This window comes from Baaleninema simplex PCC 7105 (genome assembly GCF_000332355.1).
GTDB lineage: Bacteria > Cyanobacteriota > Cyanobacteriia > Cyanobacteriales > Geitlerinemataceae > Baaleninema > Baaleninema simplex.
This window is the reverse complement of sequence record NZ_KB235958.1, coordinates 1542947-1564494: the sequence shown is the minus strand read 5'-3', so window position 1 is coordinate 1564494 and position 21548 is coordinate 1542947. Positions and strand designations below refer to the sequence as shown.

The window sequence follows — 21548 nt, the reverse complement described above, 5'->3', positions numbered from 1 at the left end:
TGATGTCAGTCATCTCAATTTCATGGAAATTGCCCCGATCGATACGACTCTAAGGAAGGTTTTGAAGAGATCGCCATCAGAAATCGTTTGAGATTTCTCGAACATTTTCCCGTTACCTCAAACTTAATCTAACCCAGATCGAGCGAGACGCTCGAGTGAGTAACAAGCATCTATCGCACGAGTGCCTCTCACTTTGGAGATCGGAACCCCACCCATCCTCCCCGCAAACTCGGGGAGGTGCCGAAGGACGTTCGGCGATCGCGGTTCGGACGTTCGGCGAGCTCAGTCGAGCCGCTGAGCGCTCACCGTCGAAGCCTCAGTCGAGGTGCGGAGGGGTCATTCTACGAAATTGAAATTCACCCTATCACACTCAGGAACGTTCGACGATTTATAGGACATGACGATCGTGGCTTTTAACTCCCTCAAAACCTGGATTAAATCTAAGCTTCCCTGGACTGATGGTATTACACGAAAACTGACCGCTAAAACTTGGCCGAACCGTTCGATCGCGTTTTTTCGGGGAAGCTATCCGATGGTGACTGAGTCGGAACTCCGGGAAAAAGGCGCCAGCGGTTCGGAAGCTGCCGTTATTTATTTAACGCAAGCTTGGGCTAAACAAGGGTATGAAGTTACCGTTTATGCCAACTGCGGCGATCGGGAGGGAACTTACAACGGCGTTCGGTATCGCAATTTTCGCCGTATGAACTGGTACGATCGCTTCGATATTCTTCTGATTGCCAGACACCCAGTTTATCTCGAGCCGCAAGCTAAAGCACGTTTGATTGGTTTTGAATGGCAAGATATCACCTATCCCGAGAAATTTTATACCAGAGAAATCCTCGAACGATTCGACAAAATTTTTTCAAAGAGTCAGTATCAACGCCGAATGTTGCCCGATCTGCCCGATGAAAAGTTTACGATCGTGACGAACGGCTACGATTCCGAAATTCTCAAGTTTTCCGATCGTAAAAAACAACCCTACAAACTCGTCTATGCTTCCCGGTATTACCGAGGTTTAGAACATATGCTCGAGTATGGATGGCCGATCGTCAAACGCGAAATTCCCGAAGCCGAACTTCATCTGTTTTATGGGTTTACGAAATACGACAATCACCCCGATCGGACGGACTGGCGCGAAAAAATGAAACAACTGATGGCGCAACCGGGGGTTATCGATCGCGGTTTGGTTGGATACGATCGCCTCATGGAAGAAAAAGCCTCCGCCTCGATTCACTACTATGGCTGTACCTACGGTGAGATCGATTGTATTTCAGTACGCGAATCTTCGATCGTCGGTTGCGTTCCCGTCACGACGGATTTTGCGGTTTTTGCCGAAAAAGATTATTGCGTCAAAGTTCCCGGCGAACCGATGGCCCGGGAAACTCAAGAAGCGATCGCCTATAAAATCGTCGAACTGCTCCAAAATCCCGATCGACTTGCCGAAATTCGCGAGAAGTTCAAAGACATTGCCAAACAGGAAACTTGGGACAACATTGCAGCAGTCTGGGCGCGGGAGTTCGAGAACGCCCCACCGCGATAAACGCTAGGACAACGGCTATCAAGATCCGTCGCAGTACTCCGCCTATACCGCGAAGCGGTTAGGGGGTGGTGAAGCGGCGGTGAGTTGAGGTGCGTCCCCTGAACAATGCGATAGCGAGAGAAGGGGATAGCGCCGAAACGAGCCATCAAATATAATTGATAAGGTGGTAACACGCTGAAAACATACGGATAGCTCATCCAGTAGGCAGCCCAGAAGTAACGGTTAAGACACTGGCAACCTGTATAGAGCATAAAGCCCAAAACCAAAAATCAGATCCGTCCGGCTTGGGGGCACCAAGTGGACGTAAAACAAAAAGCCTGTGGAATCGTTCTGGCGGGGACTTGAAGTTATCTGAGTTCAAGTCTAGTCAAGAGGTTGAGAAGCAGGAAATTCTTGGTGTGAACCAGGGAATCTCCCTGCACACCCGATAGGGTTGCTGGGAGAGGATGTCAATGATTGACAAGGGGCGATCGGCTCGCTATTCCATAATTTCGGGGACTAAAGTTGATAAAATTTCTCAATATTAAACCCACCGGAATGTCTGCTCACTCGACTCTTCACCCCCTTGGACGCGACGAAAACTCCTGCAATTTGGAATTTTCGGACTCGACGATCGCACGTCTCGCCATCGCCGGGACAGCTTGTCAACCGGCTCGATCTCTCGAGGCGATCGACGTTCTGGAAATGAGTACTCTGTAAATAAGTGTAAGGAATTGTAGATAAGTCTCACACAAAGACGCCCAAACCTCCGAAAAAACCGTCGAACTTTACGGTTTTTTGTAAAAAAATATTAAGAATTGTCAAAAAAACTCTCATACAGACGTATGATTAAGGACGAGATTGGACAGCATTTATGCCTCGAGCTTGCAGCTTAAGAACGTCGCTCGAGGGTCGAGTTCGTCCGATCGCCGCCTCGAACTCACGTTCCGAACCGAGATTTTAGGATTGCGATTCCATGTTAAAGAAACTGTTTGGTTCTAAAAAAGAAGATTTTTTCGTAGAAATTGAAGATACCCAAGGGGCGAAAACAGACGACGCACCCGCTCGACCTGCGGCTCCAGAAGCCAAAGAAGAGAAACCAGAAAAAACTGTAAAATCCGAAAAGAAATCTAAACCAGAAGCCAAAAAAGCTGAGAAAAAAGCTGAGAAGAAAGCTGAAAAGAAAACCGCAGCACCTAAAGCTAAAAAAGCTGCCAAACCTGCGCCTGCACCTCAGCCGAAAGTTAAGCCCGCAGCCGCTCAAAAAACCGTTGAAACGGGCTTTGCGACGAGATACCTCATGCCCAACTCAGCAACGCCCCGTCGCCGTCCCAGCGCCAACATGAAAGACTTTCTAAACATGGCGAAGGAAACTAACTCAGGGCGTTAAGAATTTTCTATTTTAAAAAAATCCTACTCTAGACCCTAGAACCCCAGTATTTTTAATATACCGGGGTTCTTTCAGTATTTCTTTCAATTCAGAAACGTTCGCGATCGCCCAACCAATCCAACACCAAAGAATTGACGATTTCCGGGCGTTCGTCGTGGGGACAATGACCCGTTTTCGGAATCGAGTGAAACGTCACTGGATGGCGTTTTCCCCAATCTTGGAAAATCTGAGACCCTTTTACCGGCGTCCAGGGATCGTCTTCACCCCACAACACCAACATCGGACATTGCACTTGCGGTAACAATTCCGACGGTTTCGGTCCGGCGGGGGCAGTTAAAATCGAAGCGAAGACCTGTTGTGCGCCGGGATGACAGGAAGGAGCGTAGAGCATTTCGACTAATTCGTCGGTGACCGCCTCGCGATTTCCGTAGACTTGACGCAGGGTTCCGCGAATGCGGTGGGGTTGACGGACGCGATCGAACAGAAACGACCCGAACCATTTCGAGGATACCAATTTCGCGAAGGTTCCCATAACCATCCGCAGCGGAAGATTTAACTCCTCGGGGCGGTGGTTGAGTCCTCCCGCACAGTTGAGTAACACGATTCCTTCGGTGCGATCGGGATATTCCGCCGCCAACATTAACGCCAGCAACGCCCCGATGGAATTTCCGGCGAATACCGTCGGTTCTTTGATGAATTCCGTCCAAAAGTCCGCAATTAAATCTCGCCAGAGTTCCAAAGAGTACTCCAAGGCGGGTTTGTCGGAGTCGCCGAAACCCAGCAAATCCAGGGCGTAGACGCGATATCCCGCATCGGCGAAGGCGGGGATGTTGTTTCGCCAATGTCCGATGGACGCGCCGAAGCCGTGAATTAACAGCAGCGGCGATCCTTCACCCGAGGCGGTGAAGGCGATGCGATGGTTTCGCCAGGTCCAAAATTGTTTTTCGATCGCTCGAATCGGTACGATGGATTTTACGGTCATAGAATTTGAAAGCTGAGATTGAAAGTTAAGATTGAAAGCTGAGTTTGACGACTTGCGATCGCGCCCCTCGCGACAACGTTTGTTAGCAGCAAGTCTTTAACATATCGTAACAATTATCATCGTAATGCGGTTGTATCGATCGCGCTAGGAGTCGGGACAATTGAGGATGACAGCAAAAATCGGACGGCGAATCGCTATCGTCGCGGGAATTCTGAGTTTCTGCATCGCCATACTCGCCAGTTGTAGCCCCTCGTTACCGCCGACGGAAACCAGCGATCGCGTTCGTCTCGGAACCACTGCAAAAGTCGTCACCCTCGATCCCGCCGACGCCTACGAACTCTCGTCGTTTATCGCCATTTCCAATTTAGGCGATCGCCTCTACACCTACGCCAGCGACGCCACCGAAATCGTCCCGCAACTGGCGACATCTCTTCCCGAAGTTAGCGACGACGGCTTAACATACCGCATTCCCCTGCGTTCCGACGTGGTGTTTCACGATGGAACCCCGTTTGACGCCGAAGCGATGGTGTTTTCCCTGACGCGGTTTATGAAAAACAAAGGGCGTCCGTCGTTTTTACTCTCCGATCTCGTGGAATCCGTCGCAGCCACAGACGAATACGAACTCACCCTGCGGTTGAACTATCCGTTTGCGGCGTTTACCGCCTTACTGACGTTTCCCGGTTTTTGTCCCGTTTCTCCCAACGCCTACAACATTGGAGAAGGGGAATTTCAACCGAACCAGTTCGTGGGAACGGGGCCGTATATCTTGAAAAGTTACGGAACCGACGCCCTGCAATTAGACCGATTTGAAGACTACTGGGGCGAGACGCCGCAAAACTCGGGAATTGACGTACAGCGGTTTTCCAGCAAAGCCAATTTGTACAACGCTTTTCGGACGGGGGCGATCGATGTCGCGTATCAAGATCTCGATCCCGATCAAATTCATAGTTTAGAGGAACTCGCGCCGCAAGAGGGATGGCACATCGTCACCGCCGACAGTCCGACGATTTCCTATTTGGTGGTAAATGTAGAACAACCGCCCCTCGATCGCCTGGAAGTCCGACAAGCCCTCGCCTACATTATCGATCGCCCGCTGTTGAGCGATCGCGTCTTTTACGGACAAGCCGAACCGCTATATACCCTGCTTCCGCGATCGTTCGACGCCTCCGAACCCGTCTTCGCCACCCGCTACGGCGACGGAAACCTCGACACCGCTAAAACCCTGTTACGAGAGGAGGGGTTTTCCACAGACAATCCCTTAGAAATCGAAATTTGGTTCGCCTCCAGTTCCAACGAAAACCGACTCGCGGCGACAGTCTTAAAAGCCTTAGCCGATCGCGATTTAGAAGGACTCGTCCGCATCGAACCTCGCAGCGTGGAAGCCGCCACCGCTTACGGGTATTTGGACAAAGGGGTGTATCCGACGTTTATGTTGTCTTGGTATGCGGACTTTTTCGACGCCGACAACTATCTCAAGCCGTTTCTCGACTGTAGTGAAGGTTCGCCGGAAATGGGATGTCAAGATGGCGAGAGTCAGTATCACGGCTCTTTTTACTATAGCGATCGCGCCAACGAACTGATCGAACGCCAGCGTCAAACGACAGATGTAGAAACGCGCGATCGCCTGTTGGGAGAGTTACAGGAAATGGTAGCCGAAGCAGTTCCGTATATTCCCTTGTGGCAAACTAAGGATTATGCGTTCGCCCAAGCCAATATCGACGGCGTGGCGTTGAGTTCGACGCAGCAGATTTTACTGTTTTCCCCGATTCGTCGCGATCGCTGAGTGGGGGCGATCGTGTGGGTTTGGGGGATGCGATCGGGAGTGCGATCGGTCTACTGAGGAAAATTATCTTGTGTTGTAGGAAGCCACAACGCCCAGCATAAGATTGTAGTGTTGGCGGACTGAAAAATTGAAGCGATCGAGTGAAGGTCAATAGAGCGATGAGTAAAGAGAAGCTTACAGCAGAAGAGTTACAAGAACAATACGATCGCGGTGTTAGAGATTTTAGTGCCAAAGATTTTTCAGATGAAAATTTCCAAGGATTGCAAATCCCCGGTACTATATTCAATTATTCAAATTTAGATAATGCCAATTTTATAGGTGTTAATTTAGAAAAATGCTCGATATATTATTGTCAATTGAATGGCACTATATTTGAAAAATCGAATTTGAGTTATGGAGACATTCATAGAAATTCTAGTAGATACACTGACTTTTCAAATTCCAATCTAAGCTATTCGCAATTTTCTAGCATGGGATTGGATTTTACAAATTTTAGTCGAACTGACTTGTCTTCTTGCTTGATGGAGGTGGTAGATTTAGACGGATGTTATTTTGAAAAAACTATTCTGAAGTATGCTAATTTTTTACAGGCTCATATTAGAGGAAATTGTCTTTTTAAAGAAGTCGATTTTGAAGGTTGCTTATTTCGTCATACTCACAATGGTTCGAGATGTTTTGGAAACTACACTGGAGATGACGAACGTGAAGAATTCAAAAAATATAGTGTTCCGAATATTTCAGCAGATAAGCTTACAAAGGCTTATATTTTAGAACCACACTCTGATTTAAGTCATGCTGATTTTAGCCGAATTCAAGCTTTAGATAATCTCAACAAAATTTATCTTGGTGGACTGAACTTAAGCTACGCTAATTTGAGTCACGCTAACTTAAGTCTAGCTAACTTAAGTCACACTAGTTTAGGCGAACTCGATTTGACTAAAATCCCTCCTACAGGCTTTAAAGAAGTTAATTTTAGTCATGCTAATTTAAATCATGCTATTTTAATAAAACAAATGATTGTTCAAGGAAATCTACAACAGGCTCAACTTAATTTTTGTCAAGTTATTGCCACTTTGATACGAGATACCGATTTTTCTGGATCGAGCTTACGATACGCAAGTTTTAAAAATTCCCACTTACGAAACGTATCATTTCGAGACTGTCAGTTTGAACATACCGACTTCACCAATACCTATATCTACGGTGATGCACAGATTCCGCCGGGAGTCGATTTGAGTCAAGCACATCTCTTACCGGCTGATGCACCTTACCCCGATCCGTTGTTTGGCTAAAATCGAACCAGCGATGCGATCGCCTAACCATAGAACAAAGGTAAATAGAGCGATGAGTAAAGAGAAGCTGACAGCAGAAGAGTTACAAGAACAGTACGAACAAGGTATCAGATATTTTGCCTACAAAAACTTGTCGGGTGAAGATTTTCAAGGATTATATATTCCAGGTGTTAAATTTTCTCACTCGAACTTGAATGATGTAAATTTTACGGGTGCAAACTTAGAAGGTTTGTCGATTGTTGAATGTGGATCGATCGACGGCACCATATTCGATGGAGCTAATTTAACACATTCAGATATTTATAGAACTACAGCTACTTACGCTGATTTCTCGAACGCAGATTTAAGATACTCGACTTTTAGCAGGATGACTTTCGATAGTGCCAATTTTTATCGAGCCAATTTATCTTTCTGTAGAACTACTGAGCAAACCAGCTTTCGGCATTGTGATTTCAGTCAAGCAATTCTAAAATATGCTAATTTTCTAGAAGTTGGTTTTGAAGGAAATTGTATTTTTACTGATGTAGACTTTGAAGGCTGTTTGTTTCGCTACAGTGCTGAGGGTTCTAATTATTTCAATTTTTGCAAAAATAAAGATCCTGAAGACATGAGACATTATTTTGTTCCTAATATATCTGAAGATTGTCTTGAAAAAGCTTATATTTTGAAGCCACACTCTAATTTGAGTCATGCTGACTTTAGCCAAATTAAATGTTTAGCTAACGAAGTCGGTACTGGTGGACTTGATAAACTTGACTTAAGCTATGCTAATTTAAGCCATGCTAACTTGAGTCTAGCCGATCTAAGCAACACTCATCTAAGAAATACTAAATTAACCAAGATCCCCCCTATGAGGTTTAATAATATAAATCTAAATTGTGCAAACTTAAGCCATACGCTCTTACTAAGAATATACATTTATGGAGGCAGTTTAAAACAGGTTAAACTTGATTTTTGTCAAATTATTGCAACTTCAATAAAAGATACGGATTTTTCTGGATCGAGCTTACGATACGCAAGTTTTAAAAATTCCCACTTACGAAACGTATCATTTCGAGACTGTCAGTTTGAACATACCGACTTCACCAATACTTATATTTACGGAGACGCACAGATTCCGCCGGAAGTCGATCTGAGTCAAGCACATCTCTTACCGGCTGACGCACCTTACCCCGATCCGTTGTTTGGCTAAAATCGAACCAGCGATGCGATCGCCTAACCATAGAACGAAGGTAAATAGAGCGATGAGTTATGAGAAGCTTACAGCAGAAGAGTTACAAGAACAATACGATCGCGGTGTCAGGATTTTTGACTCTAAAGACTTGTCGGGAGAAAATTGTCAAGATTTCCATATTCCAGGCATTAGATTCGATCGTGTAAACTTGGAGGACGCAAACTTTAGAGGGGCCAATTTAGAAAAATGCGAGTTTTATAGTTGTGAATTAAACGGAACTATATTCGATGGGGCTAACTTAAAACATTCGGACTTTTATAGAAAAAAGATTGAGTATACTGACTTCTCAAATGCAGATTTGAGATATTCGGCTTTTGGGAAGACAACTTTTAGTCACGCAAACTTTTTTCGAGCCAATTTGTCTTATTGTAAAACCAGTGAAACATGGTTTGACAATTGTTATTTTAGTCGATCGGAACTTAAATATGCGAATTTTCTAGATGTTTATTTTTTAGGAAATTGCATTTTTTTAAATGTAGATTTTGAAGGCTGTTTGTTTCGTTATGCTGCCAATGGCTCTAATTATTGTACTCCTTTTAAAGATGAAGTATATTATTTTGTTCCTAATATACCTGAAGAGCATCTTGAAAAAGCTTATATTTTAAAGCCACACTCTAATTTAAGTTGTGCTAATTTTAGCCAGATTCCAAATTTAGATAGTTTAATCGCTTCTGGACTCAACGATCTTGACTTGAACCATGCCGATTTGAGTCATGCTAATTTAAGTCGAGTCAATCTGAGTCATGTTGACTTAGACAAGTTTAATTTAGCTAAGGCTCTTCCTATGTACTTCCCGAATCTGAATCTAAGTTATGCTAATTTAAAACATTCTATTTTAATAAAACTACGCATACATCGAGGAAACTTGCAGCAAGCTCAACTTGATTTTTGTCAAATTATTGCAACTTCAATAAAAGATACAGATTTTTCTGGATCGAGCTTGCGATACGCGAGTTTTAAAAATTCCCACTTACGAAATGTATCATTTCGAGACTGTCAGTTTGAACATACCGACTTCACCAATACCTATATCTACGGTGACGCACAGATTCCGCCGGAAGTCGATTTGAGTCAAGCACATCTCTTACCGGCTGATGCACCTTACCCCGATCCGTTGTTTGGCTAATCGAACTGGCGATGCGATGCGATCGCCCAACCATAGAACAAAGGTAAATAGAGCGATGAGTTATGAGAAGCTTACAGCAGAAGAGTTACACGAACAATACAATAAAGGAATAAGAATTTTTAAATTTAAAGACATAAGTAATGAAAGCTTCCAAAAATTTCATTTACCAGGTATTCATTTTACTGGAATGAGCATGGAAGATGCAAACTTTACAGATACAAATTTGGAAGGATCTCGTATCATGGATTGTGGATTAGAGGGTACTATATTTAACAGGGCTAACTTGAAGCATTCAGAGATTTATGGTTTAGGTTACTATATTGATTTATCAAATTCAGATTTAAGGTATTCATACTTTGGTGATATGTGGTTGATCGGTGCTAATTTGACTAAAACCAACTTATCTTATTGTAAAGCAAGAGATACATGGTTTGAAAACTGTTATTTTGAAAAAACAGTATTAAATTATGCTAATTTTATAGATGCCTATATGCTAGGAGATTGCATTTTTAAAAATGTGGATTTTGAAGGTTGCTTATTTCGCTATTATGATAATTTTAATTATATTGAAGTAGGTACAAATACAAAATATTATTCTGTTCCTAATATACCCGAAAATAAGCTCGCAAAAGCTTATATTTTAAAACCATATTCAAACTTAAGTCATGCTGACTTTAGCCAAATTCCAGGTGTTATTCAATCTCTTGATTTTGGTTATCTTGGAGATATTGATTTGAGCCATGCTGATTTGAGTCATGCTAATTTAAGTCGAGTCAATCTGAGTCATGTTGACTTAGACAAGTTTAATTTAGCTAAGGCTCTTCCTATGTACTTCCCGAATCTGAATCTAAGTTATGCTAATTTAAAACATTCTATTTTAATAAAACTACGCATACATCGAGGAAACTTGCAGCAAGCTCAACTTGATTTTTGTCAAGTGATTGCAACTTCAATAAAAGATACCGATTTTTCTGGATCGAGCTTACGATACGCAAGTTTTAAAAATTCCCACTTACGAAACGTATCATTTCGAGACTGTCAGTTTGAACATACCGACTTCACAAATACCTATATCTACGGTGACGCACAGATTCCGCCGGAAGTCGATTTGAGTCAAGCACATCTCTTACCGGCTGATGCACCTTACCCCGATCCGTTGTTTGGCTAAAATCGAACCAGCGATGCGATCGCCCAACCATAAAAAAAGTAGGGACGCGATATCCAACATCCCTACAAAATAGATGAAACCCAAAATCGCGATTACGCCGTTTCCAACGTCCGTTTGTAGGCTTCGTCTAACACTTCCGACAGCGTCGGGTGGGTGTGAACGTTAAACGCCAGTTCCCGTACCGATTTCCGTTCGGCGATCGCATTGGCGGCTTCCTGAATCAAATCCGCCGCATGAATGCCGATGATGTGGGCGCCGAGGAGTTCGCCGGTATCCTTGCGATAGATGACTTTCGCCAAACCGTCGGTTTCCTTCTCTGCCAAAGCTTTCGAGTTGGCTTTAAAATACGTCCGGGCGCTGGCCACCTCGAACCCTTCCGACTTCCCGAGTTCCTTGGCTTGGGGTTCCGTTAAACCCACAAAGCTGATTTCCGGGTGGGTGAAGGCGGCGGCGGGAATGCTGCGGTAATCCACCGTGCGATCGCGCCCGCAAAGAGTTTCGACAACCGCCACCCCTTGGGCAGATGCCGCGTGCGCCAACATCATCTTACCCGTAGCATCGCCGATCGCCCAGAGATGGGGAACCGCTTCATCGTTGGCGACGACTTGCAAAGAATCGTTGACAGGAATAAAGCCTCGGCGATCGAGTTCCACGCCAACCGCTTCTAAATTGAGGTTTTTCGTGTAAGGAACGCGCCCCGTCGCCACCAAGCAGGCGTCTACCTCCAACACTTCGACGACTTCCTTGGTGTTAGCGTCCGTCAGTTCGATGGTAACCGGTGCGCCTGGGGTAACTTTCGTGGCAAATACTCCCGCGTAACTTTCGATATCGCGAGAATCCAGCAACACCCGTTTGGCAATTTTGGCGATATCGGGATCGAAAGTCGGCATCACCTTATCCAACGCTTCGATGACCGAAATTTCACAACCCAACGCCGAATAGACATCGGCGAATTCCAACCCGATGTACCCGCTACCGATAATGGCAATCCACTGCGGGAGAGATTCCAGTTTGATGGCGTCGTCGCTGGTGAAAACGGTTTTACCGTCCACTTCCACACCCGGCGGAACGAAGGGAACCGAACCGGGGGCGAGAAGTATGTTTTCGGCGGTGTAGGTTTTCTCGCCGTCGGCGGTTTCCACGGTGACTTTTTGCGAGGCGGCGACTTTCCCCCAGCCTTGGATGATATCCACACCGAGGCGTTTGAGGCTGTTCGTCATGTTGCCTCGGATATTCTCAACCAGGTTGAGGGCATGATCGGCGATCGCCTGGCGATCGAACTGAACGCCGCCGATATGCACTCCCATTTCTTGCAAGTGCTGGGTTTGGCTGAATTCTCGAACTTTCCCCGACGCCGCTAACAAAGCTTTCGAGGGGATACAGCCGCGATTGACACAGGTTCCCCCCATATCTCCCGCTTCCACGATCGCAGTTTTCAACCCGTGGCTGACAGCGTGGAGGGCAGCCCCGTGACCGCCGACACCCGCACCGATAATAAGGAGATCGTAATCGAACTCTTGACTCATTTTATTTGTGTTCGCGCGTTTGAGTCTTCCCATTTTCGACGGTCGGGGGGCGATCGGACAAGTCAAGGGGGAATCGGGAACGGGGTTTGGGGGTTGGGTTGCGTTTGGGATTTCTCGAAATGTCTGCGATACGCCGCTAGGCAGAACTGACGGCAATATTGCGAGAACAGCCCGAGACTTCGGCGTACAACTCTTCTAATTGGGTGATATTTTTATCGAGAGTGTAGCGTTCGAGAACCCGCTGACGGGCTTTGTAACCCAACAAACTGGTAATTTCCGGGTGATCGCGAAATAGCGGTAACAGGGTTTGAAGTTGTGCGGTTACTCGCTGCGAGTTGAGAATGACCCCCGCCCCGTCTTCGAGAACTTCCCCATCTGCCCCGGCGTCAGTGGCGAGACAGGCTAAGCCACACGACATGGCTTCTAACAACGATAAAGACAAGCCTTCGACAAAGGAGGGTAACACGAAAACGTCTGCACCCCGTAAAATCTCGATGCGTCGCTGTTCGTCGGCGATGTAACCCAACCAACGCACGCCATGTTCTTCGTGATAGGTTGCCATAAACGAGGCGGCGAGGGGCCCGTCTCCGACGATTAACAGTTGGCTGCGATCGCCCATTTCGCAATGTTTCCAGGCTTTCAACAGCGATTCGACGTTTTTTTCCAGGGCGATTCGCCCTTGATAGACAAAAATTCGTTCGGCACCGATTTCAGCGTTTAAATTGGACGCACCCGGCGAATATTTCAGGGCGTCTACGCCGTTGGGAATCACTGCAACTCGTTCCGGCGGAACCCCCAGTTGTATCAGTAAATCCCGTTGAATGTGAGAAAAAACGATGGTGCGATCGTAATTTGCCAAAAACGGGGCGTAAAGCTGATACATCAAATGTTGCGTACTGGAGGTGAGGTTGCGGCGACGGCGATCGAAGGGCGGATGAAACGTCGCCACCAGCGGCAAATTCAACTCCTCGCAAATCTCCGGTAACACGAAATCCAACGGCGACAGCGTAAGGGAAGCGTGAACCAAATCCGGTTTTAACTGACGCAGGGCTTCGCTGAGGACTTTACTGGATTTGAGGGTAGGAATCGTGTACAGCGTCGATTTATAAAAACAGGGAAGGGGGACTTCGCAAGCAGTAGCATCGTGGGAAGCATCCGAAACGATCGATGTCGCACGGGTGTCGGTGTGAGTGTCGTGACTGTCTTGTCGGAAGTGCAGAAAGCTGACTTGATACCCTCGATCGAGTAGTGCGTTCGTCACCTCGCGGCTATAGGTGACATTACCGCAAAAGGGCGATTTTTTTCCAAGCCAAGCGATGTGCATTCGGGATTTAGGAGAATTCGGTAAGGGGAAGCGGTGGCAACTCGAAATCGGCGACGATTGCGAGAACCTCAACTGAATTTAAAGATACTCGAAAGACAACAAATTCAGTCGCGATCGCCACCTATCGCGCCGATCGATCGAATCGAACCGTTCCCTTCTTTTAACGCCCGCAGCGGCGCGTTTAACGAGCGGTTTTGGCTTTAGCTGCCGAACGGGAACTTTTATCGGCAATATACCAGGTTATCAACCCTGCGGCTACGACGATGGCGGCTAAGCTGGCTAAAACCGCCGATAAGCCGAAGAAGGATTCGGCGACGCTGGCTAAGGCTAAGGGAAGACTCAAGGCGATGTTGACGGCGTTGTTTTGCAAGCCGAACACTTTGCCTCGCTGTTCTTCGGGGGTTTCGGCTTGGATTATGGTTTGCATGGGAATTCCCACCCAGGCGGCGGAAAATCCCAACGCGGCGATCGCCACCAGCGACGGCACCAACTGCTGGGTTAACAAACTCAACGCCACTAACGAGGCTGCCATTCCCATCGAACCGTAAAGACTCAAGCGACGGGGGGCAAACTGCGATCCGATTTGTCCGACTAACGCCGCACCGACTGCCATTCCCGCCGCACTGGAAGCCAGTAAAAAGCCAAATTGAGAGGATTTCAAGGCGGGCATAATTTCCGCCAAACGCACCGCCAAAACTGCTAAGGCGGCAAAGATACAGAATAAGACAATTAATTGAACTAAGGCACTGCGAACCCGAGGTTGACGTTTGAGAACCCGCAATCCGTCTTTGAAGTCTTCCCACACGTGGCGTTTAGCTGAAGCGGCTTGGAGATTGGTGAGGTTTTCCCGCGTTCTCAGCAGCAGCAACACCATCCCGGCTAACACGTAACTGCCACCGACGACTAACTCTTGACTGAAACCAATGTTTTGTAAGGCGCGATCGGCGATCGCTAACATGGGTTCTCCTACGGCAAATCCGACGATGGCAGACGCCATCATGGTGGTGGTGTAGAGGGAATTCGCCGAGAGGAGGTGTTTTCGTTTGACGATGAGGGGAATCGCCGCTTGTTCGGCAGGGGCGAAAAACTGCGTTAGCGTGGAAACGAGAAAGGTAATGCCCAGCAACACGCCGAATCCCCAAGAAAGCCCCGCAAAACTCTGTTCTCGCGTCAGCCAAAACAACACCGGCAGAACCAACACGAAGACACCGCGCAACAGGTTCGTTACCACGAGAACTTCTTTTTTATGCCAGCGATCGACCAAGACTCCCGCCAGGAAACCGAACAAGACGGCAGGAATGGTAAAGGCGATGGTAATGGCAGACACCCAACCGCTAATGCTTTGATTCGCCGCCTGAAACCGACTGGCTACGATGGAAATCGCCATCACCAAATACACTTTGTCGGCGATTTGAGAAAAAACTTGACCGCTCCATAAGGTCAAAAAATTCTTGTTTTTAAAAACGGGTCCGAATCCCGTTTCTTCTTTGGGTGGAGGGGGCGAGCTGTTTTTTGGAATGGTTTCTTCTGGAGTCAGGTCGGGTTCAGAAAGCTGTTTCATTTTTAATGTAGGAGCGAGCTTCGATACTCGAGCGATCGGAATTGGGGCTGGATAAAGATTTTCTATATCTTCTCATCCGGTGGACGTCGATAACGGCGTTGCCGCAGCGGATGCAATGTAACTATTCATTAAGGTAGCAGAGCGAATCGATCGCCCCAAATGATGCTGTGCGTATTCTCGCAGCAGTCGTTCGAGGGTAATCCAAGCGCGATCGATCTGCGCCAGCGGCGGCGTCGGCGACAGTTGCGGTTGCGAAAGCTGTTGCAGCAGGGTAAGTTCGGTGGCGTCGAGGTAGCGGTTGGGGGTAGGTAAATAGGCGGCGCGGTTGGCGATCGCTTCTCTGTCATCTTCCCACGTCGCGTTCCACTGTTGCATTTGTTCGAGTTTGAGGCGATCGAACTCCGCCAGCGTCACTACGCCTCCGGCGCGAATGCTAAACCCCACTTGCCAGTTAGGATGATGGATTTCGGGAACGATGGGATGTTTGGAAACGCAGCAGGCGTAGACTTGCGGCGCGATACCTTCTAACGCCAGCAGGTGAAACGTACCGTGAACCAACCGCGACAAAACTTCGGATAACGCGGCATTTTTCGGCAACTGTTCCAAACGGTTTAAGTGTTCGGTTAGTAAGTCGAAAAGTTCCGATTTCACACCTTCAGAAAGGGTATGCGCCAGGGCAATTTCCGCGAGATACTGACTCGCTGTGAGAATGCCGAAATGACGGCTCAATCCAGAATGGGTGGCGATGGTTTCGGCTTGGGAGATGCGATCGAGGGATTTTCCCCGCGACAGCAACAGTTCGTTAACGACGAACAGCGCACTTCGTCCCCCGAGTTTCGATTTCGGCTTGCGCGAACCCGGTGCGACGGCTCTCACGAATCCATGTTCTCGGGTGAGAATGGTTAGCAGGCGATCGGTTTCACCCAAGGGCATACTTTTTAAATTAATTCCGGTTGCGCGATAGGTTTTAGACATTTGTTTTTTGAGGATCGATCGAGTTTTTTTGCTTTTTTATAGGTGATTCTTAATTAAATCAAAAATCGCCGTAAAATATGTAGATTCATCTAGAAAAGCATCATTAAAAATATTTTTTTTGATTGTTTTTTTGAGTTTAAAATGTGTAAAATTCTCAGCTTATACGGAATCCGAATCTCAACGCTTCGACTCCGCTCAGCGTTGAGTCCGAGCGGAGTCGAGGACTCAAATATCTATTTTGACCAACCCGACCAATCCCTCTCTGTGTCCTCTGTGTCTCTGTGGTGAAGATTTCTTGAAACCTAGCTTATCGGGAACGGATTCCGTATTAAACCCCTATTGAAACGAAAGTATCTCTGTCTAGATTCCCGGCATCTTCAAGATGTCCGGGGATCTCGTGCCAAACATCCAACATTAACTCGGCTGAGTTTCCGCCTCTTCTTCCTCCTCTTTTCTTCGACTTTTCAAAACCTGAATACTGTAAGACGTACCGAGCCGAGATGCACCCGCCTCAATTAACTCAACTGCATCTTCAAACGATCGAATTCCACCGGATGCTTTAATACCAATTTGTCCTTTAGCAAACTCTTTTAACAGCCGAACGTCTTCGACTTTCGCGCCGCCGTTCCACCCGGTACAGGTTTTCACGAACTGAACGCCCGAATCGATACAGATTTCCGTGGCGATGCGTTTTTCTTCGATGCTCAATAAATTGGTTTCAATAATCGCCTTAACTGTCACGTTGGTTTCTTCACAAATTTCTGCTATTTCTCGATGTACCTCGTTGGTTTTACCCATTTTCAACCACGAAAGATTAATTACCACATCGAGTTCTTCCGCGCCATTTTCCACCGCTTCTTGTGCTTCGTAAAGCTTCATTGTAGACGTGGTGGCTCCCGTAGGAAATCCGATAACCGTGCAGACTTTGGGGCGTTTTCCTTGGAGGAGTTCTCGGGCAAAGCGCACGTAAGACGGATAAATACAAACGGAGGCAAAGCCGAAGCGATCGGCTTCTTCGCACCACTGGCCGACGTATTGTTGAGTGGCGCAGGGGTTGAGGAGCGAATGGTCGATAAATGGGGCGATATCGATATCCAAATGCTGGTCGAGCATAATTTAAAAACGTGAAAAACTTTGATGCTGCTGCCTTCACCACCCCAGGGCTTGAGGACACAGAGGGCGATTTCTTCTGTACGAGTGTTATTGTATCGGAGTTGGTCGATCGCCTCTGGCCAACTCATCGCCCCATCACCCCCTCATTACCCCATCACAAACCGGCTCGGGTAGTAATTTCGCTTCTTGTAAAATGTGGTAGAGATCTACCCCTTTCTCGAGCAAACAGGCGTGTCCGCTTTCGGGCAAAACGCGCAGTCGGCCGTTGGGAAGGCGATCGACCAATTCTCGAACTTCGGTGACAGAGGGTAACAGGCGATCGCGGGCGCTGGCAATAGCTAACGTCGGTTGTTCGATGCGATCGATCCGTTCCCAATCCAATTGGAACTCCCGCAACATCTGAATGCGCCAAGCGACGGCCTGAGGCGAAACGTGCTGCATGGCATCGACGAGGGCTTGGCGATTGTGGCTGGGAATCCGTTCTAAGGCGGCGAGAAATGGCAACAAGCCTAACGCAGACACGGTGTTGAGGAAATCGGGCATCCAGCCGACGAGATGAGATCCCCATGTTAACCAAGGGCGGCGGTTGAAAGACGAAGCGGGATTGCTCAACACGAGACGATCGAACGATCGCGGCGATCGCATGGCCACTTGTAACGCCAAACACCCCCCAAACGACTCGCCGAACAAATACACCGGTTGCTCGGTTTTTCGCCGTTCCCGTTCGATGAGTTCGATGGTGTGTTGCGTCAGTTCGTCCCACCCGCGCAAGTCGTTCGGCGGAATCTGCAAACAACGCACGTCGAAGGCTCTCGACAGTTTGGGCAGTTGCCAGCGCAGTAGGTGGCCGCTACCGTCCATTCCCGGTAAATAGACAAACAGCGGTAAGTCAGAAGCGATCGCAGTCGGAGCAATTAGGCGCATTATCGTGAACGGGCAATTTGCTGAACGTTAAAGGTTGACAGAAGAAAACGTCGATTTCGGTTATGAGGTGGGGAGCGCGTCCTCTCCTCGGTGTTTGGCGAGTAACTGTTCGATTTCCGTTCGGCAGGTTGTCGCCAGCATCGAGACGACTCGTCTGGCTTCGGTGCCGCGATAGCGTTGGCGATCGCGCTGGGTAATCCAGTAAGGACGTCCCACGGCGACGACGAGATGGTGGTACACCACCACCGGATGCAATCCCGAGCGATCGAACAGGGGTTCGCTGGGGTCGAAAAAGCTCAACAGGCGAATCGGAATCGATCGAAAGTTGCTTTCTTGCAGGGACACCAACGCTACAGGTAGCACGGCGATCGCGTTGCGCGGATGCTGACAGGCAAACTGAAGGGCTAAATGAGCGAAGCCGCGATGGAACTTCCCTACCTGTGCCGGATGCGTCGGTGTCACCATCGGCGGCGTGCCTTCAGGAAACACCCCCACCGCCTCGCGATCGCTGAGGAGTTCTGTCCCTTGCCGTAAAAAACTCTGGTTGCGACGTTCGGGGGTATCGAGGGGAAAACAGCCCATTCCCGTGACGATTTCCCGCATTACGGGAACTTCCCCCATGTAGTGGTGACAGGCAAACCGCAACGGGCGATCGAGGGCAGCCATCAACGCCGGAGCGTCCATAAAACTACGGTGGTTGCTCGCGACTAACACCGAATCGTGGCGGGGAATCCGATCTTCGCCTTCGACAAACATCCGAGTTCCCAAACTCGATAACAACCAGCGAGAGAGATAGATGGGATGTTGAGAAGACATACAGGGCGTTCGTCAGGGAAATTTCGTTTCAAGTGCGTTTAGGGAGAGTTTGCGCGATCGCGCAATCTTTGCTTAAGCTCGCTTTACATATTTTAACGTTTCTTCGATCGCCTGCGATCGCCCGAGGTCGTACTGAGTTTTATTCTCAATTTTCCACAACCGATCTCCAAGTTTGGAAGATTTTCTTAACCTCCAAAGTCAAAAAGTTCCGATGAGATGAAAGACGATCCCCCTCAACGGGGAACCCGACCTCGCGCGAGATCGGTTTTGGCTAGCTCGATCGCGTTTCTGAGACTGTCTCGTTTCGGCTGGGGTAGTGCCTCACAAAACGATAAAGAAGTGTAAACTGACCCGTGTATGATGAATAATGCTGGCATCTGTTTGGCTACTGCGTCCATGACTGTTACCCCGACCGAAGACAACCGATTTTCCCTGACGACACCGCTGTACTACGTCAACGCGCTGCCCCATATTGGCAGTGCCTATACCACGATCGCCGCCGACGCGATCGCTCGGTTTCAACGTTTGTTGGGAAAACCTGTGTTATTCGTAACGGGAACGGACGAACACGGTCAAAAAATCCAGCAAACGGCTCGAGAAAAAGGGCGCGATCCCCAAGAATACTGTGACGAAGTCGTCGCAGCCTTCGACGGACTGTGGAAAAAACTGAACGTTCGTTACGATCGCTTCAGTCGTACCACCGCCGACCGTCATGAGGCGATCGTGCGCGACTTTTTTCAACGAGTTTGGGACAACGGCGACATCTACCTCGGACAACAACAGGGATACTACTGTGTCGGTTGCGAGGAATTCAAAGACGAACGGGAACTGCTCGAAAACCGTCACTGTCCCCTTCATCCCAACCTCGAAGCCGAATGGCGCGACGAAGAAAACTACTTTTTCCGCCTCTCGAAATACCAACAAACCCTCGAAGACCTCTACGAGAGCCAACCGGATTTCATCCAACCCGAAACGCGCCGGAACGAAGTCTTAAGTTTCGTCAAACAGGGCTTAAAAGACTTTTCCATTTCGCGGGTCGATATGGATTGGGGATTTCCCGTACCCAACGATCCCAACCATACCCTTTACGTGTGGTTCGATGCCCTCTTAGGATACGTCACCGGACTACTCGATCCCGAAGAGGAGGCTACCTTAGAAAACGCCGTCAAATACTGGTGGCCGTTTAACCTTCATTTAATTGGAAAAGACATCCTGCGATTTCACGCCATCTACTGGCCGGCGATGATCCTCTCTGCGGGCTTGCCCCTTCCCAAACAGGTGTTCGGTCACGGCTTTTTAACTAAAGACGGTCACAAAATCAGTAAAAGTCTCGGTAACACCATCGATCCCAGCGAGTTAGTCGATCGATTCAGTGCTGACGCCGTTCGTTACTATTTCATGAAAGAAATCGAGTTCGGTCGCGATGGTGACTACAACGAAACCCGTTTCGTAAATATCGTCAACGCCGATCTCGCCAACGATTTAGGCAACCTTCTCAACCGCACCTTGAAAATGGCGCACAAGTATTGTGGAGGTGTCCTTCCCGAGATCGCCATCGATCGTCTCGGCGAGGATTGCACGCCGAAAGAGTTGGGACTCCCTCTTTCAGAAACCGTGAAATCGGCATATGAAGCCCTTGAATTTCACCGTGCCTGCGAAGCCATTTTGACTTTAGTTAGAACTTGTAACAAATATCTCGACGATCGCGCTCCGTGGACTCTGTATAAACACGGAGAACAAGCTGCCGTTGAAGAAGTTCTTTACGTCGTTCTCGAATCGGTACGATTGGCGGCTTATCTCCTCTCTCCCGTCGTGCCGCAGTTGAGTACCCAAATTTACCGACAACTCGGATTCGAGACCGATTTCGATCGCTGGGATCGAGTTCTCAAAACGGCCTCGTTTGAGGTTCACGGCCGTTGGGGAGCGCTACGATCGGGGCAGATTTTGAACCAGCCGAGTCCAGTTTTCCAACGAATCGAACTGGAGGTGAAATAGCGATCGCGTCTTACAAATCCCCTCAATCGCCTACCCCTTCGCGATCCCCGACAACGCGTCGAATTTTCCAAAGATCGCAAAGCAAACAGATGGCAAGAGAGAAATTATAATATAAAATGTAGCCCGATCTCGCTCGAGCTAGATCGCGGCATTTTCCATAGGGATTTTATTACTGATAACAAACTGAGGATAACAAACCATGATAAACGACTTCGAGCATGACTCTATATTTACCCCAGAACAGGTTCTGGAAAATCGAGGTCGCGTTGCCATCTTCATCGACGGTTCTAACCTGTTTTATGCTGCCATGCAACTGGGCATGGAAATCGACTACACCAAGTTACTCTGTCGGTTGACCGCCGGATCTCGTTTGTTGCGATCGTTCTTTTACACGGGGGTCGATCGCTCCAACGAAAAACAACAGGGCTTTCTGTTGTGGATGCGGCGCAACGGCTACCGCGTCATCGCCAAAGACCTAGTTCAACTGCCCGACGGCTCTAAAAAAGCCAACTTAGATGTGGAAATCGCTGTAGACATGATGGCGTTGGTGGGGGCGTACGACACCGCCGTTCTCGTCAGCGGCGACGGCGATCTCGCCTACGCAGTCGATGCAGTGAGCTATCGCGGCGTGCGCGTCGAAGTGGTCAGCCTGCGATCGATGACCAGCGACAGCCTCATCAACGTAGCCGATCGCTACATCGACCTCGAAAGCATCAAAGAGGACATTCAAAAAAGCCCGAGACACCATCCGTACACCTACCGCCCCCTATCCGGAGTCAGTCACCAACCCACTGAAGGAAAACCTTCAACCAAATAGTCC

General features: G+C 48.1%; 18 protein-coding genes. 10 read left to right on the top strand and 8 right to left on the bottom strand.

Annotation, left to right across the window (positions count from 1 at the left end; genetic code table 11):
• The first annotated feature begins 397 nt into the window (after nucleotides 1–397).
• Together GEI7105_RS0108940 and GEI7105_RS38365 are read left to right on the top strand one after the other, a co-directional pair.
• A complete protein-coding gene (locus GEI7105_RS0108940; RefSeq protein ID WP_017660135.1) occupies nucleotides 398–1540 on the top strand; it encodes a glycosyltransferase family protein in 1143 nt (380 codons plus the stop codon).
• 955 nt (nucleotides 1541–2495) lie between these two features.
• On the top strand, nucleotides 2496–2909 hold the full coding sequence (locus GEI7105_RS38365) for a hypothetical protein (RefSeq protein WP_017660133.1): 414 nt from the start codon (nucleotides 2496–2498) through the stop codon (nucleotides 2907–2909).
• A gap of 88 nt (nucleotides 2910–2997) precedes the next feature.
• Here GEI7105_RS38365 and GEI7105_RS0108925 read toward each other — a convergent pair whose 3' ends face one another.
• Nucleotides 2998–3891 carry an alpha/beta fold hydrolase gene (locus GEI7105_RS0108925; protein ID WP_017660132.1) on the bottom strand — a complete coding sequence of 298 codons (894 nt, stop codon included), beginning with the start codon at nucleotides 3889–3891 and terminating at the stop codon, nucleotides 2998–3000.
• 166 nt (nucleotides 3892–4057) lie between these two features.
• On the opposite strand from GEI7105_RS0108925, the gene GEI7105_RS0108920 reads away from it, so the two are divergent.
• The 5 genes from GEI7105_RS0108920 to GEI7105_RS0108895 all read left to right on the top strand — a co-directional run bounded on the left by GEI7105_RS0108920 (nucleotide 4058) and on the right by GEI7105_RS0108895 (nucleotide 10494).
• Nucleotides 4058–5674, top strand: a complete 1617-nt coding sequence (locus GEI7105_RS0108920) for an ABC transporter substrate-binding protein (protein WP_017660131.1) — start codon at nucleotides 4058–4060, stop codon at nucleotides 5672–5674.
• Nucleotides 5675–5832: 158 nt separating this feature from the next.
• The gene (locus GEI7105_RS34620) at nucleotides 5833–6966 is read left to right on the top strand and encodes a pentapeptide repeat-containing protein (RefSeq protein ID WP_071591993.1); all 1134 of its coding nucleotides are present in this window, start codon (nucleotides 5833–5835) and stop codon (nucleotides 6964–6966) included.
• The gene (locus GEI7105_RS0108905; protein ID WP_245555393.1) at nucleotides 6959–8158 is read left to right on the top strand and encodes a pentapeptide repeat-containing protein; all 1200 of its coding nucleotides are present in this window, start codon (nucleotides 6959–6961) and stop codon (nucleotides 8156–8158) included. The genes GEI7105_RS34620 and GEI7105_RS0108905 overlap by 8 nt, the downstream gene beginning before the upstream one ends.
• Nucleotides 8151–9326, top strand: a complete 1176-nt coding sequence (locus GEI7105_RS0108900) for a pentapeptide repeat-containing protein (RefSeq protein ID WP_245555392.1) — start codon at nucleotides 8151–8153, stop codon at nucleotides 9324–9326. Before GEI7105_RS0108905 ends, GEI7105_RS0108900 begins: the two co-directional genes overlap by 8 nt.
• Nucleotides 9319–10494, top strand: coding sequence for a pentapeptide repeat-containing protein (locus GEI7105_RS0108895; RefSeq protein WP_245555391.1), 1176 nt, complete (start codon nucleotides 9319–9321; stop codon nucleotides 10492–10494). Before GEI7105_RS0108900 ends, GEI7105_RS0108895 begins: the two co-directional genes overlap by 8 nt.
• A gap of 92 nt (nucleotides 10495–10586) precedes the next feature.
• On the opposite strand, the gene lpdA is transcribed toward GEI7105_RS0108895, so the two are convergent.
• Together lpdA and GEI7105_RS29760 are read right to left on the bottom strand one after the other, a co-directional pair.
• A complete protein-coding gene (gene lpdA / locus GEI7105_RS0108890) occupies nucleotides 10587–12020 on the bottom strand; it encodes a dihydrolipoyl dehydrogenase (protein WP_035492874.1) in 1434 nt (477 codons plus the stop codon).
• Between the two features lie 136 nt (nucleotides 12021–12156).
• Nucleotides 12157–13344, bottom strand: coding sequence for a glycosyltransferase family 4 protein (locus GEI7105_RS29760; RefSeq protein ID WP_035492482.1), 1188 nt, complete (start codon nucleotides 13342–13344; stop codon nucleotides 12157–12159).
• A gap of 33 nt (nucleotides 13345–13377) precedes the next feature.
• On the opposite strand from GEI7105_RS29760, the gene GEI7105_RS38360 reads away from it, so the two are divergent.
• Entirely contained in the window at nucleotides 13378–13548 is a 171-nt protein-coding gene (locus GEI7105_RS38360; protein WP_158413186.1) for a hypothetical protein, read from the top strand.
• Here the strand turns inward: GEI7105_RS38360 and GEI7105_RS0108875 are convergent.
• The 5 genes from GEI7105_RS0108875 to GEI7105_RS0108855 all read right to left on the bottom strand — a co-directional run bounded on the left by GEI7105_RS0108875 (nucleotide 13526) and on the right by GEI7105_RS0108855 (nucleotide 18733).
• Nucleotides 13526–14905 carry an MFS transporter gene (locus tag GEI7105_RS0108875; RefSeq protein ID WP_017660122.1) on the bottom strand — a complete coding sequence of 460 codons (1380 nt, stop codon included), beginning with the start codon at nucleotides 14903–14905 and terminating at the stop codon, nucleotides 13526–13528. The two genes, GEI7105_RS38360 and GEI7105_RS0108875, sit on opposite strands and share 23 nt — an antisense overlap.
• A 72-nt stretch (nucleotides 14906–14977) precedes the next feature.
• Nucleotides 14978–15880, bottom strand: coding sequence for a DNA repair protein RecO (gene recO / locus GEI7105_RS0108870; RefSeq protein ID WP_017660121.1), 903 nt, complete (start codon nucleotides 15878–15880; stop codon nucleotides 14978–14980).
• 414 nt (nucleotides 15881–16294) lie between these two features.
• The gene (gene deoC, locus GEI7105_RS0108865; protein ID WP_017660120.1) at nucleotides 16295–16993 is read right to left on the bottom strand and encodes a deoxyribose-phosphate aldolase; all 699 of its coding nucleotides are present in this window, start codon (nucleotides 16991–16993) and stop codon (nucleotides 16295–16297) included.
• Nucleotides 16994–17128: 135 nt separating this feature from the next.
• On the bottom strand, nucleotides 17129–17917 hold the full coding sequence (locus GEI7105_RS29755; RefSeq protein WP_017660119.1) for an alpha/beta fold hydrolase: 789 nt from the start codon (nucleotides 17915–17917) through the stop codon (nucleotides 17129–17131).
• 60 nt (nucleotides 17918–17977) lie between these two features.
• Complete coding sequence (locus GEI7105_RS0108855) at nucleotides 17978–18733, bottom strand: lysophospholipid acyltransferase family protein (RefSeq protein WP_017660118.1); 756 nt, start codon at nucleotides 18731–18733, stop codon at nucleotides 17978–17980.
• 396 nt (nucleotides 18734–19129) lie between these two features.
• Between GEI7105_RS0108855 and metG the strand changes: the two genes are divergently transcribed.
• A complete protein-coding gene (gene metG, locus GEI7105_RS0108840; RefSeq protein ID WP_017660115.1) occupies nucleotides 19130–20728 on the top strand; it encodes a methionine--tRNA ligase in 1599 nt (532 codons plus the stop codon).
• Nucleotides 20729–20927: 199 nt separating this feature from the next.
• Nucleotides 20928–21545 carry a LabA-like NYN domain-containing protein gene (locus GEI7105_RS0108835; RefSeq protein WP_017660114.1) on the top strand — a complete coding sequence of 206 codons (618 nt, stop codon included), beginning with the start codon at nucleotides 20928–20930 and terminating at the stop codon, nucleotides 21543–21545.
• Nucleotides 21546–21548: the final 3 nt, after the last annotated feature.

What these genes read in the sequence shown, in the direction of transcription:
- GEI7105_RS0108875 (WP_017660122.1), bottom strand. Translation starts at nt 14,905, where the DNA reads ATGAAACAGCTTTCTGAACCCGACCTGACTCCAGAAGAAACCATTCCA.
- GEI7105_RS0108940 (WP_017660135.1), top strand. Translation starts at nt 398, where the DNA reads ATGACGATCGTGGCTTTTAACTCCCTCAAAACCTGGATTAAATCTAAG.
- GEI7105_RS0108855 (WP_017660118.1), bottom strand. Translation starts at nt 18,733, where the DNA reads ATGTCTTCTCAACATCCCATCTATCTCTCTCGCTGGTTGTTATCGAGT.
- GEI7105_RS0108920 (WP_017660131.1), top strand. Translation starts at nt 4,058, where the DNA reads ATGACAGCAAAAATCGGACGGCGAATCGCTATCGTCGCGGGAATTCTG.
- GEI7105_RS0108925 (WP_017660132.1), bottom strand. Translation starts at nt 3,891, where the DNA reads ATGACCGTAAAATCCATCGTACCGATTCGAGCGATCGAAAAACAATTT.
- GEI7105_RS38365 (WP_017660133.1), top strand. Translation starts at nt 2,496, where the DNA reads ATGTTAAAGAAACTGTTTGGTTCTAAAAAAGAAGATTTTTTCGTAGAA.
- GEI7105_RS29760 (WP_035492482.1), bottom strand. Translation starts at nt 13,344, where the DNA reads ATGCACATCGCTTGGCTTGGAAAAAAATCGCCCTTTTGCGGTAATGTC.
- recO (WP_017660121.1), bottom strand. Translation starts at nt 15,880, where the DNA reads ATGTCTAAAACCTATCGCGCAACCGGAATTAATTTAAAAAGTATGCCC.
- deoC (WP_017660120.1), bottom strand. Translation starts at nt 16,993, where the DNA reads ATGCTCGACCAGCATTTGGATATCGATATCGCCCCATTTATCGACCAT.
- GEI7105_RS0108835 (WP_017660114.1), top strand. Translation starts at nt 20,928, where the DNA reads ATGATAAACGACTTCGAGCATGACTCTATATTTACCCCAGAACAGGTT.
- GEI7105_RS34620 (WP_071591993.1), top strand. Translation starts at nt 5,833, where the DNA reads ATGAGTAAAGAGAAGCTTACAGCAGAAGAGTTACAAGAACAATACGAT.
- lpdA (WP_035492874.1), bottom strand. Translation starts at nt 12,020, where the DNA reads ATGAGTCAAGAGTTCGATTACGATCTCCTTATTATCGGTGCGGGTGTC.
- GEI7105_RS29755 (WP_017660119.1), bottom strand. Translation starts at nt 17,917, where the DNA reads ATGCGCCTAATTGCTCCGACTGCGATCGCTTCTGACTTACCGCTGTTT.
- metG (WP_017660115.1), top strand. Translation starts at nt 19,130, where the DNA reads ATGACTGTTACCCCGACCGAAGACAACCGATTTTCCCTGACGACACCG.